10 protein-coding genes are annotated in these 14,824 nt (G+C 59.9%); 3 read left to right on the top strand and 7 right to left on the bottom strand.

Going from position 1 to position 14,824, the window contains the following annotated elements:
* Nucleotide 1: 1 nt before the first annotated feature.
* The 3 genes from KTR60_RS06515 to KTR60_RS06505 all read right to left on the bottom strand — a co-directional run bounded on the left by KTR60_RS06515 (nt 2) and on the right by KTR60_RS06505 (nt 3,893).
* Complete coding sequence (locus tag KTR60_RS06515; RefSeq protein WP_228232491.1) at nt 2–1,153, bottom strand: polysaccharide pyruvyl transferase family protein; 1,152 nt, start codon at nt 1,151–1,153, stop codon at nt 2–4.
* Nucleotides 1,125–2,222, bottom strand: a complete 1,098-nt coding sequence (locus KTR60_RS06510) for a glycosyltransferase (RefSeq protein WP_007726604.1) — start codon at nt 2,220–2,222, stop codon at nt 1,125–1,127. The genes KTR60_RS06515 and KTR60_RS06510 overlap by 29 nt, the downstream gene beginning before the upstream one ends.
* A gap of 150 nt (nt 2,223–2,372) precedes the next feature.
* Nucleotides 2,373–3,893, bottom strand: coding sequence for a sugar transferase (locus tag KTR60_RS06505; protein WP_007726602.1), 1,521 nt, complete (start codon nt 3,891–3,893; stop codon nt 2,373–2,375).
* An 872-nt stretch (nt 3,894–4,765) separates the two neighbouring features.
* On the opposite strand from KTR60_RS06505, the gene KTR60_RS06500 reads away from it, so the two are divergent.
* From KTR60_RS06500 to KTR60_RS06490, 3 genes are all read left to right on the top strand, one after another.
* Nucleotides 4,766–6,235, top strand: coding sequence for a hypothetical protein (locus tag KTR60_RS06500; protein ID WP_228401969.1), 1,470 nt, complete (start codon nt 4,766–4,768; stop codon nt 6,233–6,235).
* Nucleotides 6,229–7,701 (top strand): glycosyltransferase, encoded by a 1,473-nt coding sequence (locus KTR60_RS06495; protein WP_081305432.1) that lies wholly within the window; start codon nt 6,229–6,231, stop codon nt 7,699–7,701. Before KTR60_RS06500 ends, KTR60_RS06495 begins: the two co-directional genes overlap by 7 nt.
* Before the next feature lie 261 nt (nt 7,702–7,962).
* The gene (locus KTR60_RS06490; protein WP_228232489.1) at nt 7,963–8,289 is read left to right on the top strand and encodes a helix-turn-helix domain-containing protein; all 327 of its coding nucleotides are present in this window, start codon (nt 7,963–7,965) and stop codon (nt 8,287–8,289) included.
* Here KTR60_RS06490 and KTR60_RS06485 read toward each other — a convergent pair.
* The 4 genes from KTR60_RS06485 to KTR60_RS06470 form a co-directional block, all read right to left on the bottom strand.
* A complete protein-coding gene (locus KTR60_RS06485; protein WP_007726597.1) occupies nt 8,283–9,206 on the bottom strand; it encodes a UTP--glucose-1-phosphate uridylyltransferase in 924 nt (307 codons plus the stop codon). The two genes, KTR60_RS06490 and KTR60_RS06485, sit on opposite strands and share 7 nt — an antisense overlap.
* Nucleotides 9,207–9,777: 571 nt before the next feature.
* Nucleotides 9,778–10,926, bottom strand: coding sequence for a cellulase family glycosylhydrolase (locus tag KTR60_RS06480; RefSeq protein ID WP_054187559.1), 1,149 nt, complete (start codon nt 10,924–10,926; stop codon nt 9,778–9,780).
* A 46-nt stretch (nt 10,927–10,972) separates the two neighbouring features.
* On the bottom strand, nt 10,973–12,706 hold the full coding sequence (locus tag KTR60_RS06475) for an ArnT family glycosyltransferase (protein WP_003943618.1): 1,734 nt from the start codon (nt 12,704–12,706) through the stop codon (nt 10,973–10,975).
* Nucleotides 12,703–14,664 (bottom strand): hypothetical protein, encoded by a 1,962-nt coding sequence (locus KTR60_RS06470; RefSeq protein WP_054187561.1) that lies wholly within the window; start codon nt 14,662–14,664, stop codon nt 12,703–12,705. Before KTR60_RS06470 ends, KTR60_RS06475 begins: the two co-directional genes overlap by 4 nt.
* Nucleotides 14,665–14,824: the final 160 nt, after the last annotated feature.

Below are 14,824 nucleotides of genomic sequence, written 5' to 3'. Positions count from 1 at the left end.
GTCATTGGCCAGCCGTCGGCAGGTGGCATGGCACAGCCAGGGAGCCGAGTAGGCGTTCCCTCTGGGACGCGACGGCCTCGATGCGTGAATCGATCAGGCGCCAGTAAGTGGCTGGATCGTCTCGTATCGATTCCACCGCGTCGAGAACGCGAGTTGCCGAAGTCCGTCGGGCATCGAGAACGTACTGTTCCAACCCCAGATCATGAAATGCTCCCCATGATTTTCGTTCGTAGCCCAGGTGCACACTCGGCTTTCCGGCGAGCAATGCAGACAACGATCCATGCAGGCGTGTACTGACAACGACGCGATTCTCCGCGCTCTCCAGATAGTGCTGCAATGGCTTTGGGGTTCCCGAGGAGTATTTGACGGTGAGTGGAGTGTCATTGTTTCCGCCACCGGTGGACTGAATCGCCCATACAACATGATCTGACCGAGCCAAGTCGGACAGAGTGTTCTCGTAGGATCCAGGGCGGGACAGCTCACGTGCCACGACTACCGGGCCATGCGTGATCTCGATAGTACGAGGTGTACGGACCTCCGCCATCTTGAGAACCGCCAGATCCGAGATTCGTTCGACATTGGTCAGGTCGGCGAACAATTCCCGTGATCGATCGTCACGAACGAGCACCTGATCCATCGCCTTCAGTGAACTCGCGATACGCCGACGGAGAATGTTCGGGAACGGACCGATACTCTGCGGCAGATAGATCTTACGCGCACGACTTCGTGCGGCAAGATCGAGTTGACCGAAATGCGCCCCCGCAGTTTTCAGGGCCTCGGAAACGGACGAACCCCGAAGGTATCCGCCCCCGACAGCGACTATCAAATCCGCTTGCTCGAACAGTATCCTGACAGGTGCCGGCCCGCCGGTGACGGTACTGGCCAGCATGGAAACACGTACGGATGCCTTCTTTTTCGGGTTCGGAATCCATGCCGACGTCCACTGATGAAACTTGACATGATCCGCCATCGGATGGTGACGGAACGATTCGGCATCAGTGGCAATCACGTCGACGACAGAATCCGGCCACACCGATCTCAGCAATTCGAGTGTTTCCTCCACCAGCAACCGGTCGCCGGAGTTTTGAGCACTGTATGCGTGAATGACCAGGATGCGCGGGTGGTCACGACTGTATTCGGGCAACGATCTCACTCCTGGTCGTCATGGTTCGGGACGCCTGCAAACCCATTGAATAGGCGAAATCTCGGTACTCGTCACTCGATACGACGCCGAGGGCGGACCGAAGGCTGGCCGCGCCGGTAAATGTGAGCACCGGCCCGGAGGTTCGCAGATCCTCGAATGCAGGTAGATCGGCAGCAACAACCGGCCGGCCGCGCGCCCACGCCTCCCATACGAACACAGGGTTGAGTTCGTTTCGGCTGGGCATAAATGCCGCGTCTGACCAATCCAGATAGGGCACAACGTCATCGACGCGTCCTACTAGTTCCACCGTATGCGAAGAAGACTTCGTACTGCCGAACCGCCGTTTCAGGTCTTCTTCTTCCGGTCCTGATCCCAAGATCTTTATTTCACACGGAATCTCGATATCTGACAGCAGTTCGGGAATACGATCGAAGCCCTTCTGCTTGGATAGACGGCCACAGGCCAGGAGCCGTAGCGGTGCCCCCGAAGATTCACGACGAATGGTTTCTCTCGAGTCAACTCGGATCAAGTTCGGCTCGTAAACAAGCCGAGCGTGCGGTCCGTAGCGTCGCTGACGAATCTGACTCACGGCTGATTCCGAAGGCGCGGTGATCAGCTTTGCGTGCCGAAGTGCTTTGCGAACGAGCATGTTCTCGACCAGGGAGAAAACGCCAGTTTCATCCGCACTCGGCAACTGATGGAAGGTCGCAATCAGCTCACCCGGAAGACGTTTGAGCAAACTCGAAACGCCGAGTGCGACATGGCTACCCCTCATCAGTGAATAGACCACATCCGAATGCTGTAGATGTGTTGCTATGGCTCGACTGGCTCCGACCAGTCCGCCAGGACTCCTTGGATAGTCGAGCATGACGAACTCGTCTGCGAGGTCCGCAACCTCGTTGAAGTCTCGGCATCCTGCAAACAAAGTGACCACGGTCGTATGTGTGTCGGTAAGCCCGCGCAATAACCCGCACAATGACTTCTGTGCACCCCCACCTTCCAACCAGGGCGCCACAACAAGCAACGACTTCAACTTTGGCGGTTCCGACACAAACTTCTCCTGGTCAATTTGCTCCATCACTTCCCAACATCGCCTTGAGCACCTTCGCGACGATCGTGTTCTCGCTCGTCATCGACCAGTTGTCGACGTACGAAAGATCAAGGGGAGCTATGCCTTTCCACCGAGAACATCACGAACTGAAGTCGGTCCCGAATCCGCATTCACGTCTCAGTACGCACCGTCGCTGGCCAACACCGCTTTCAACGTTTTGCCGACGATCAATACATCACCCATCAGCGACCAGTTGTCGACGTACGAAAGGTCCAGTCGTACAGTCTCTTCCCAAGAAAGGTCCGATCGTCCACTGACCTGCCACAATCCTGTGATCCCCGGCTTGACAAGAAGTCGGCGACTGACAGTTCCGTCGTAGGCCTCGACCTCGCGGCGAAGCGGAGGCCTGGGGCCGACCACGCTCATCTCGCGCCGAAGAACATTGACGAACTGTGGCAGCTCGTCAATCGAGTAACGGCGCAAGAAGCGCCCGACCGGTGTAACGCGCGGGTCGTCGCGCATCTTGAAGAGCACACCGGCGCCGTCGTTCTGGGCCATCAACGACTCCACCTGTGAGTCTGCGTTCTGGACCATCGAACGGAACTTGAGCATCGGGAATGGTTTGCCGTCCAGTCCCATTCGCTCCGCTCGATACAACACCGGGCCCGGGCTCGAGAGCTTGACCGCCAGAGCCGCGGCCAGGAGAACAGGTGCAATTGCTGCCAGTAACAATGACGCGAAAATTACGTCGAACGAAGATTTCGCAAAGCGTTGCGCACCATGATATTTCGGGCGCTCGACGCGTATCAAAGGCTGACCGGCCACCGGCCGCATCGACAGGCGCGGCCCCGACACGTCGACGATACTTGGCGCAACGACCAGATCTACGTCCCGCGATTCCAGATCCCAGGCAAGCGCACGGATTCCATCCGAGCCGAGATGTTCGGTTGCCGTCACGGCAACGGTGTCTGCGCCGACCAGTTCCAGCGCTTCGACCACCGATGTCTCACCACCGAGGAGCGGTATGTCACGCCCGTCGACTGCGATGGACTCGTCCGCGCGCCGAAGGAACCCCGGCACACACACTCCGACCACGCGGAAACCGTCTGCGCTACCCCGCTCGAAGTTTCGTGCAAGTTCAGCGCCGGCATCCTTGCTGCCCACCACCAGTACCGATGTGAGGCACTCACCGCGAGTACGCCTTCGCACGATCACCCCACGCCAGAGCCAACGGCTCACCAGTAGCGCGAGAAGGCCGACAGGGAACGCGAATGCGAGGTAGAGCCGGGCGATATCGAGACGAAGCAGAAGGCTTACTATCGCAATGACGCCGAACAATCTCATCGCGGACACCAGGATTCGCCGATACTCCTCAGGACCGCTTCCGATCACACTCGCAGATCTGGTCCTGAATATCTGCAACGTCGCCAGCCACGCGATCACCACGCCGATCGACAAACCGGTGTAGCTGAACTGCCCGAGCTCACGAGCGTCGACGGCGGTCGGCGCGGCGCCGAATCGAAGCCACTGCGCAGCCGAAACCGCCGCTACGACAATCAGCGAATCCGTCACTGCCAGAGCACGTATGTATCGATGCTGCCACGCAGCACGCGAGGAAAACTCCGCACGGGAGTCCGGCACGATGCGCGGACGCCGATACCCGAGCGACGGCGCCATGGACATGTCCAATGCCGACATCTGACCAACCTTCCCGTTTGCGAGCCGCCAGGCCCCGACCGTTCTTCGGAATTTCCCGTTTGCACCCGAATGCTTCAGGCACAGCTAGAGATGGAGAAGAGCAAATGTTCCGCTTAGGTATCGGCAACATTGCAACTCGATAATCCGGAGGCATTGCACGTGCCGCGTGAGTACTATGAGAACATCTCCAAGGCCGGAGTTCAATTCGAATAATGTTGCAGGTCAAGACTCTAACCGGCAATTTTTCTTCCCAGCACACACCCAAAGAATGTTGGACGATCGTTCACGTTCAATCGCCGCAATGTCACGGTGCCATTTACGCTGTAGTTACCAGTTAGTAGCTATAGTTCAGCTATTGAGTAAATCCGCGGAAACGTCGAGGGCTTAGGTCCCGACGACTGCAATAGCTCACAAAGCGGACATTGCCTCTCACTGCTGACCACAGTTCTTTCGCATGGGTAACTGGACCCGAATCCACGCAACCGAGAACCGTCCCTGCACGCCGGGGACCTATGTCCCCGTAGGTCGAATCCGCCGGACCTGATTGAACTTTCTGCAATTCGCAAGTGAATTGCCCTTCGATATGGAGTAATTCGGCAGACCCGAAATCCCGCCATGCCATCCGGCCAACCCAGACCCGCACTGGGTACCGAAAAAAAGATTTCAAAATTCCCACTATGTGAGATGTGAGCATGTGAGACGTTCCGGCCGGACTGCTCGGCGACTGGCGCTTCGACGTGGCGAGGGCGATATGTCTCGATCAAGTAATGTCTGCATATGGCGCCGGACCGATGGCGATGGTCGGCAGTCCCCAGCGGTGCGCAGCCTCGAATCGCACGCAGATGTCGGGTAGTAAGCGAATGGAACTGGAAATGTTGAAGATTCGTGAGATCCGCTCCGAGTCCGGGATCATTCCTCGACTCGCAGTGCGGTGGTTGATGATCGCGCTCGCCACGATCTTTGCATTTTGGCCCACCTGGACCAAGCTTTGGCAGAGCACGGCCAGCGGAACTGCCATCGGCTACGTCTTCGCTCTACCGCTCTTGTGCCTGGTTGCAGCCGTCGGAACAGACTTGAGGCGCGGCCCGGAGCTTCCGATTCACGATCGTGAGACCGACAAGATAGTCGGCTGCATCGGTCTCTTCGTCGCGTTGGGACTTCAAGCGCTCCTGCTACCGCGTTTCGCCGAGACCTACGAACTGATGCATATCGACGTCATCGCAGCCTGGGTATTCGTCTGGAGCGCAGCGGTTCTGATGTTCGGCCTCCGTCCGGTCAATCGGTACTGGGCAATCTGGGTGGTCCCGATCATCTTGGCGCCGCTGCATTACCGCGCCATCGCGACCGAAATGGGCGGAACTCGTTTCGACTACAGCGTCCTCATGGTGCTTGTCGCGTCTGCCGCGACCACGATCGCCGTCAGTAGAACGTGGAGGCGAGGGGCGATCGCCTTCGTCGCCGCGACGGTGCTCGGTGTGGTGATTCTCTACTTCACGATTCAGACGTATCCCGCTGCTCCGCTTTTCGCCGTGCAGTTGTTTCCGGCACTCGGAACCGCAATCGTCGTCGGCGGTGCCTTCTATCTGTACGAACGCCGGGGTAAGTCGCTCAAACCGTTCGACCGACCACTCCGAAAGCCTTCGACAGCCACAAGCAACTGGACCATCCTCGCGGTGTTTGCCGCCGCAGTGCTGATGTTCTTCACGCCGCTGCCATCGACAAGTTTGACCGTCAACGTCGGTCCGCCCCCGGCTACTGCGGATCCTCGACTTGTCGTTCCGCTGGGCTGGCATCAGATTGGAGCATCCGAATACGACTGGCCCCGTCGCTACTTCGGCAGCACCGCCGAACTGAGTCGTCAGACCATTCGGGCCGACACTCCGAATCCCGCTTGGGACTCACAGATGCGGCCTCGCACGGTACAGATTGACGTCGTCCAGGTCCGTCGACCCTCCACGCTCGCCGTGTATCCCAGCAAGACCACCTACGACCTGGAGAACGCGAGAGTCAGCCCGACGGTCACGCTGGAGCTGCCGCACGGGATCGTCGCCGAGATGTACACGATCGTCGACGACGCTCTCCTTCTCACATGGAGCAATCTCAATTTCGTCTGGACGCGGGGCGACGGAGCAGCGCAACGAGTCAGCCTGATCAGCGTCGACAATCACGAACCCGACGCCTACTTCCCCGAACCGAAGCCGTCGATGGCGTCCAACGGTAGCAATACCCTCGCCGTTCTACTGCGTGGTGAAACCTCGACCGAAGACACCGAATCCGAGTACAAGGACCTGGACATGCTCGAAGCACTCGCTCGACTACTCGTGGAGGCTCAGACGTGGTGAACGCAAACCGAAGCCAGTCCAACAGTGTCGTGGTCAGCGGTGACCCGGATACAGCGGAGTACCGCGAGGCCGCCCTGCACGATGCAGTGAACGGTCTACGCGAGCGCCATCCGATCTCATCCGCCTCCGTGGCCTTCTATCCGTGGCAGCGAAATACGTTGTTGGCAGGCTTTGCGCTGGTCGTCGTCAGCCTCGTGTTCTTCCTCGTCCCGACTCTCATCGCGCTGACATTGATCTGCACCATTGGATACATCTGGGCGATGGTCGACCGTCTGATCTTGTTCACGAGGGGTCTCGATGCGTCCTCGATCATGACGATCAGTGACGAAGAGGCACTTGCTCTTTCATACGACGACCTTCCCACCTATACCATTCTGGTCCCCGCATACAACGAGCCTGAAGTCGTCGGCGACCTCATCGCAGCCATGCGAGCGATCGAGTATCCGGCAGACAAGATGCAAGTCCTTCTCCTACTGGAGGAAGACGACGCCGTCACTATCGAAGCTGCACTTGCCGCCGGTGTGGACGAGGTCGTCAGCATTCTGAAGGTGCCCGCGGCCGATCCACGAACCAAACCGAAAGCATGCAACTACGGTCTGCATTTCTCGACGGGCGAGATCGTCACGATCTACGACGCCGAGGATTCCCCCGACCCACTCCAATTACGTCGAGTAGTCGCAACTTTCGCGAAACTTCCCGAGAACACTGCTTGTGTTCAGGCCAAACTTGCATTCCACAACGGAACTCAGAACCTGTTGACCGCGTGGTTCACCGCCGATTACGCGCTGTGGTTCAGCTTCATCCTTCCTGGATTGATGCGGAGCAATTCACCGATTCCTCTCGGCGGCACCTCGAATCACCTACGCCGTAGCGTCCTCGACGAGATCGGGGCGTGGGATCCTTTCAATGTCACGGAGGATGCGGACCTCGGCGTGCGGATTGCAGAGAGCGGATATCGCACCGCGGTCTTGAATTCCACCACGCTCGAAGAAGCCAACAGTGACACGATCAACTGGATCAGACAGCGCTCGCGTTGGTACAAGGGCTATTTGCAGACGTGGCTCGTCCACATGCGCCAACCCGTCAAATTATGGCGAGGATTGGGTCCGATCGGCTTTCTCCGATTCACGATTCTCATGGCCGGCACACCATTGGTCGCCACTTTGAACATGGTGTTCTGGCTCATCAGTCTGGACTGGATTCTCGGACAACCTGAAGTGATCCACCAGGTCTTCCCCAACTATGTCTATTTCCCCGCGTTGATCTCTCTGGCATTCGGTAATGCCGCTGTTCTCTACATGAACCTCGTGGCGTGCCGAGAAACGCGAAACGCGATGCTCCTCCTCGCCTGTCTGACTGCTCCGTTGTATTGGGTGCTGATGAGCATCGCGGCGATCAAGGGGACCTACCAATTGATTCGCAACCCGTCCTACTGGGAAAAAACCTTCCACGGTCTGAACACGTGACAACGCAACCCTCACGTTCTACACAGGTGTGAGTTATGTCTACTGATCCGCCTCACCCACAATTTCACCCGATTTCGGGTTTCACCGGAAAACGCACAGCTAGATGGTTGCGGTAAACACACAATCCAGTCACAAAACTTAACTACCGGTACGCGAGAACTGCGGTGATTGGTTGCCGAATGATCACAGATCAGCCGTCGAGCGCCTTACGTGTCGAGACGGCGCTGGCTTACCGCGCAGCACTCAGGCACTATGACCGGTATGAGCGGTTTTTCGGAATGGGTGAAGCATCAACTGGAACTTCGCCAAGAAACTGACGTAGCCGATGCTGCGCGTGCGCTGGGAATACGCCCCTCCGAACTCGGTCGGTGGCTGTCCGCGAAACGCCCCCCCACGCAGGACACGATCAGAACTGCTTGCCGCGTCTTCGACGTCCACGTCCAGGAAATTCTTGTCGCGGCGGGCTACATGACACCTGACGAGTCGGGTCTGGACGACAAGCCGATTTCGCTGTCGTCGCTCAGCACGCAAGATCTCCTCGATGAGCTGGCGAGACGCTCCGCGTCGCATAGCCTTGCAAGTCAGTAGGTCAGCTGCGGATCCGGCTGATCCAATCGTTCCTTGAGCCAGACTCGCAACTCCGGTCCGTACTCGGTGCGACTGAGCGCATGGTCGAGAGATGCTCGCAGAAAGCCTCCCGGGTTACCAAGATCGTGGCGGGTTCCGTGATGGACGACGACGTGAACCGGATGCCCCTCCGCGATCAACAGCGCTATCGCATCCGTCAGTTGTAGTTCGCCACCCTGCCCGGGTGAGATTCGTCTGAGCGCGTCGAACACGGCGCGATCGAGAAGGTATCGTCCGGCCGCGGCGAGAGTGGACGGAGCATCCTCAGGAGCCGGCTTCTCAACCATGCCGATGACGGCAAGCACATCGGGATCGCTGCCCTCCACAGGTGTTTGGACGTCGAATACTCCGTAGGCCCCAACACGATCGGGCGCGACGTCGAACGCGCACAGCACAGAACCACCACGCTCGGCACGTACCTTCGCCATCGCGTCGAGAATGCCGCAGGGGTGGACCAGATCGTCGGGAAGCAGCACCGCGAACGAGTCCTCGTCCGCGTCCAGCACCGATTCGACCAGACCGACAGCGTGTCCCAATCCCAGCGGAGACTCTTGCACAACCGGCTCCACCGAGATCAGGCCCGGAGCCCGACGCACACGTTCGAGTAGATGGTGCTTCCCGCTGGCGGCGAGCTTGCCCTCGAGCACCAGGTCCTCGACGAAATGCCCGACGACCGATGCCTTGCCCGGCGCAGTGACGATCACCAGACGTTCCGCGCCTGCTTGCGCCGCTTCGCTGGCGACCAGCTCGATCCCGGGTGTATCGACCACGGGGAGCAACTCTTTCGGAACCGTCTTGGTGGCCGGGAGGAAACGAGTCCCCATTCCGGCAGCCGGAACCACAGCAGTCTTGAAAGGCCGTTCAGCGCACCCAGTCATCGTTCACCTCTCCGCTCACGCGATGTTTCACACACTTACCGTTACGCGCATGCAGCGGTCGTCCCCTCATTTCGACGACCGAAGCTCACACCGCATGTACAGCCTGCGCACAAGGTCTACCGGGCGGCCGATGCCGCCGCAAGTTGACTCGAACTCGGAATTCGTTGCGCGCGAGAGCTACACACCACCCCTCGATGTCACTTCCACGAGGGGCGCGCCGCACTCCGCGCACTACCCGTTACCGCGGCGAACGGTTGTGATCGTATTTCGACGTTGACCACGGCGGGACGTAGCAACTGACCAAAGAGACAGGTACGACACAACTTCCGAACTCAGCGCCTCAACCGGACCGTCCCCAGCCGACCCGGACGTAGGTCCTGGAGGCGTCGCATCGATGGTCCCGTGCGACTTCACCAGCCTTCAAGTTCGGTTATCCACAGGTGAATGCCACTGAATACCATTGAATACGAACGAAATACGATCATCACGCCGCAACACCAGGTTCAGGTTGTTATCAAATCGTGACCATACTCCCACTGGGCGGAACTCCCAGTGGACTACTCGCAGTGTCCTAACTTGCCAGTGAAGCAATTACGTCGAAGAGTGGATCGTCAGGCCCGATATCCATCGTGCATTCGTTCGGCCGTGGATCCGGCACGAATGCCCACAGGAGAGCTCCGGCCGTACCGGCCACCTTCTGCCCCGTCAGCTTCGTCTCGATATTCGTGGCTCTGGTCGCCAGTGATTCACAACTGCCTGCCAATTCGCCTGTCTCGGCGACCAACAACGGCTTCCCGACGTTCGCGGCCTGTTCGATGCGACGCGCCAGTCCGTTCCACTGGTCGCCCGGAAGCGGAACCCCGTCTGCTCCGTAGTCGTGATACTGCAGAACGTCGACGAAGTCGGACTCGCTCACGTACTGGTAGTCGTCACCCGCAGTGCCGCACTGACCGCCCCCGACGTATCCGGCCGTGATCAGGGTGTTCGGATCGATCGCCCGAAGTTCGGCGCCTGCCGTGTCGAAGAACTCCCGCAACACCTGCGCGGAATCAGACGGGCACGTTCTTGTCCACCAATTGCAGGCGGCATCGGTACACAGGCTCGGTTCCGGCTCCCCCACCAATTCCCACGCCGCGACGGAAGGCTCGTTCTTCCAACGGTCGACGGCGGTGTGCATCCAGTCCTGGAAGCTCATGGTGGCTCGACCTGGGATCAGGTTCGCGACCTTCCACTCGTCGGTGTACCAGTCCCTGGATTTGAACAGCCCGTCATCACACCCGCTGTCCTGGGGTGAGAGCACCGGAATCGTGAACTGATTGTGTCGCGCCGCAGCGTCGAACACCGCGTCCATCGGGCCGAAATCCATCTCCCCGGACACCTTGTTCACCGCGAGCGCCTGGAACGCGTTGAAACGCGTGACGGAGTTCGGTGGCAGAGAACCGAAGTAGGCATCGAGATCGACCATGGCGCCACAGCCGAAGTTCACCGACCAATCAGTGGCCAGTTGATAAGCATTCAGCCCGGTAGGCCACCATGGCTGTCCGTCGAGCGTCAGTCCGCTCGACGACGCTCCCACCCGAACCGTCTTGGGCGAATCGGCAACCACCGGCGTCGTGAACATTCCTGTCACCACCGCGACGGTTGCAAAGCTGACTACAGCGGCAGCGATACGGCGACGCACTGTGCCAGGCACACGCGGACGCACTTCTTCAGAAGACATCTACAACCATCCACGTCATACGGACAATCCTCCCACACGAATTGCCTCATCGACCCGTTTGCCGTTCACCGGTGACGCGATACAAACGCCAGGCCGAAGGGTCCATGCCGCCGTCGTTGGGAACCTCGAGTACCAGCGCTCCCACACCGCCGGCCCCGGTGTCGTACATCGTCGGATAGCGCCGATTGACCGCGTCCGACACACCGCGACCGGTGTTCGGCACCGACAGGATGTATTCGACGTGATGTTCGGCGGGGTTGTTCAGTACGCGCACGAAGTCCGCATCGGAAGGCACGACGAATTGCCGAGGGTTGTTCGACGACGCCACGACGGCATAGCTCTGCACGGTGTCGAGCAGAACCGACCCCTCCGGCAGAGCCAAGTCGTCCAGGTATCTGGCGATGCGACGCTCGGCCGCAAACGTGCGCAGATTCGTCTGCTCCTCCAGGTTCTGCCGGCCCGGAATGATCGCACTGGCAATGGAATGCTCGAGCACTGCGATCCGCGCATTACCCATCGCGACAAACGTGACCAGCGTCGACCCGACCAGCAAGCACAGAGAGATCACAAGGGGCAGAGAGGGCCCCGACTGCTCGGGGTACGTCGATACCGAGCGTGACGCAGCAGCCCCCGGTCGACGCGTGACGACCGGCGCACCGCGAGGTGCGATCAGGACGACCAACACGAAACACAGCGGAATGATCGAAATGTAGAAGCGCAGAAGGGGAAACGTCGATCCCATCACGTAGAGCAAGGTTTGGGCACCGAGGATGGCGCCGAACAACACAAGAGGCACGACCACTTCGGTGTCGCGCCGCCGAAGTGCGTAGATGATTGCAAGGACCGCGAGCACCGGGAGCGCCGGGCCGAGTACGGCCATTTCGGTAATCGAGAACGCAAGACGGGCGATCGGTGAGTCGGTTCCGGCACCAGCCTGCTCCAGGATGGAACTGTTCCCGTAGACCGACGAGAACTGTTGGAACGCTTGACCTGTGATGAGCCAACTGGCAAACGACCACAAGGCGAAGGCAAGGAATCCCGGCATCAGCACTACGGCACCGTCGAGGGCTGCTGCCCAGAGCCGCAAGCCAGGCCCCGCGCCCTCGCCGCGCTCCTCCGCAGTCGGGCGGAAACGAAGCCAACTCACCACGGTCACCAGCACCACCGCGACGAACAGCGGGGCCAATGCGTCGTATCTGGTGAGGTACGCCAGAGCGAAAGCGAGGCCGGCACCGATGAGGTCGTGTACGTCGTCGCTTCGCATCCACCGAATCAATCGACGTGTCGCCCACAGAACGAAGAAGAGGAACGGAGCTTCGCTCATTCCGCTCGCCGCGTACATGACGATCATCGGGTTGACAGCGAACAGCACGGTCAGGACGACGGTGACCCATCGCGCACACCCACGGTCGCGGCTGATCCCACGTACCTGAATCACAGCACCGGCCATGAAGGCCGCGGACATCACGACCGCAGTGATGTTCCACCGCAGCAGATCCGGCCACCAATGACCCATCAGGCCCATCGGAATCTGGACTGCCGCCGTCAACGGGGTGAACACGAATCCGATCGCCGCGAAGTGCGGATCACGGCTGAGCAGCATCGCCGACACCGCGGCGACGCGGCTGAGCGAATCGGTGAAGATGAACCCGATACCCGCGTTCATCCACACGCCCAACGCGGTGTAGATCGCGAAGAGCGCGACGAACATCCGCCATGGCTTGCGGCCCGGTAGATCGTGGACCGCGACGGACAGGGCCGGGCGATCGGTGACGGTCACTGTCCGCGACGCCGAGCCACGAGCACACCACCGACGGCAACAGCGATCAGAACCACGGTCCCGAATCCGATCCAGCCGATCGTGACCGCGCTCAGTCCGGTCTCCTCTTCGGCCGAGGTCGCGGTGCCCAACGGGGCGACGTTGACTCCGACATCGAAGGGCTCACTTCCCCGAGGCGCGACCAGGAGATCGCCGGTCAGTTCTGCGAACCGGTCCTTCCCACCTTCCAACCAGTTGAGCAGACCGTCGGCATCGGCCGCATCACCCTCAGAGGTCAGCGCCACCACTTCGTTGTGCGAACCCGAAACCACCTGCAAGGCACCGTATTGTCCACCGAATTCCAGACCCTGCAAGCGCAGGAGCCCTTGATCTGCTGTGTCCATGGGTAGAGCCACCGGAGTGGGAAGCTTCCCGTCCGCCGCGATCAACAACGCCGGCAGCGAACTGGTCGCCGCGTCGCCGAACGGGAGCACACGCGGTTGCAGCGGCAGATAGCTCAACCGCTGCATCGCGACAACGAGGCGCTGCGCGCGAACGAGATCTGCGAAATCACCGTGACTCAAACCGACATCGAGTGTGGGCAGCATCGACTGCGGTAATGCCTGGAATCCTCCAGGCGTCGGCGGGAATCCGGTAGTGGACGTGATGGTGCTTGCCGGATCGACAGTGAGCGAAGACGGGCTACTGGTGCCGCATTGGAAGTCGCCGGTCACATCCATCGAGACTTCGAAGGTCAGGTCGCGACGCAGGAGTTCGTTCGGAACATCGACGCCGATGTCGAAGCGCCCTGTCTCGTTCACCGTCTGCGAAGCAAGCCGTGAGTCCCCCAGCGAAATCGACAGTTCTCCGTTGCGTGAATTCGGCAGCGGTACATAGGATCCGATCATTCGGATCGACACGTCCTTCATCGGACGCCCCAGTTGCGACTGGCTGAACGGGACGTCGACCTCGATGTGATTGAGACCGGAAGCCGTCAACGTTCCGAGCTTCAGCTCACCGACGGTGATGGCGTCCTGGGAAATCTGGGCAACTGTGTTGTCCGGTGACGCGAGCGCCCTGCTCGCCGCCCAGTAGCCGTCGAAGTTCGCCGCCAACAGACTGACCTGAGGAACGAGGGTCTTGTCGTCCCCTGAAATTCGCAGCACTGGTGCACCATTCGGAGCAGCCGCGAGATCGATGCCGGCGTCCCCACTGTTGCCGAGTACTACAGCTCTCTCGAACAGTCCCGGCTCAGCGGACGGCAGACTCTGGCCGTTCGGCAGTTGTTCCACCACCACGGCGTCAGGCTGACTTCCGTACTTGTTGACAATCGCTGCACTCAGCTGCAGAGCCGCACTCTGCTGTGACCGTGACGAACCATCCGTGACGTAGATGGTTGCCTTCCTCAAAATCGGCGGAAAGAAGGTTGCAACAGTCGTGGGCTGCTGCTCGGCACCGTCGTAGGCGACAAAGGCATCCCGGAGCGCAAGGGGCTGGTATCTCGTTCGGTCGTAGCAGCGGTCGTCGACGGGAACGAGGTGAGCGATCATCGACACGGTCACGCTCCGGTCGACCACTTCGAGACCTTGCAACGGAACCGAAATCGGTAGGCCGGTTCCGGCCTGCCCGGCGTCGAAGTCGACGCGGCTCACCAATCTGCCGTCCGCAGTCACTTCGAGCCAACCCCTACTGAAGTCGGTCGGGGCGGTCAGGATTCCGGTCACGGCTGTTGCGGTGAGTCCGTCCGGCACCGGCACGGTCACCAAGACGGGTGCATCATCGGAGGAGAACACGATGTCTGTTCCTCGTCCGAGTTCGGTGAAGGAGATCGGAGTTGTGGCTGCGGCGGCCACCGAAGTATCTGCGTCGTCCTCGAAATCCTGGGCGGAGGCGACACTGCCGAGCGGAAGCAACAAAGTGACCGCGACAGCCACCGGCATTGCCAGCGCGCGCGTCAGCCAGGTTCGAGAGTGGCCCATCAGCGTGTCTCCTCGACATTTCTTGTTTCCGCGCAATCACCAAACACAAATCACGAGTAGCAATCTCGCCAGTTCGCGACGGTCACAGGTCCGATCGCACCGTTACGGACAAACAAACCATAACGACCAATTTATGCGTTTGGCTAATTATCCCGGCGGG

The sequence above is a fragment of the Rhodococcus sp. C1 genome, from assembly GCF_020809065.1.
In the GTDB taxonomy this organism is placed as follows: Bacteria; Actinomycetota; Actinomycetes; order Mycobacteriales; family Mycobacteriaceae; genus Rhodococcus_F; species Rhodococcus_F qingshengii.
Note: the sequence above shows the minus strand (reverse complement) of the source record. Positions and strands in the feature narration are given on the sequence as shown.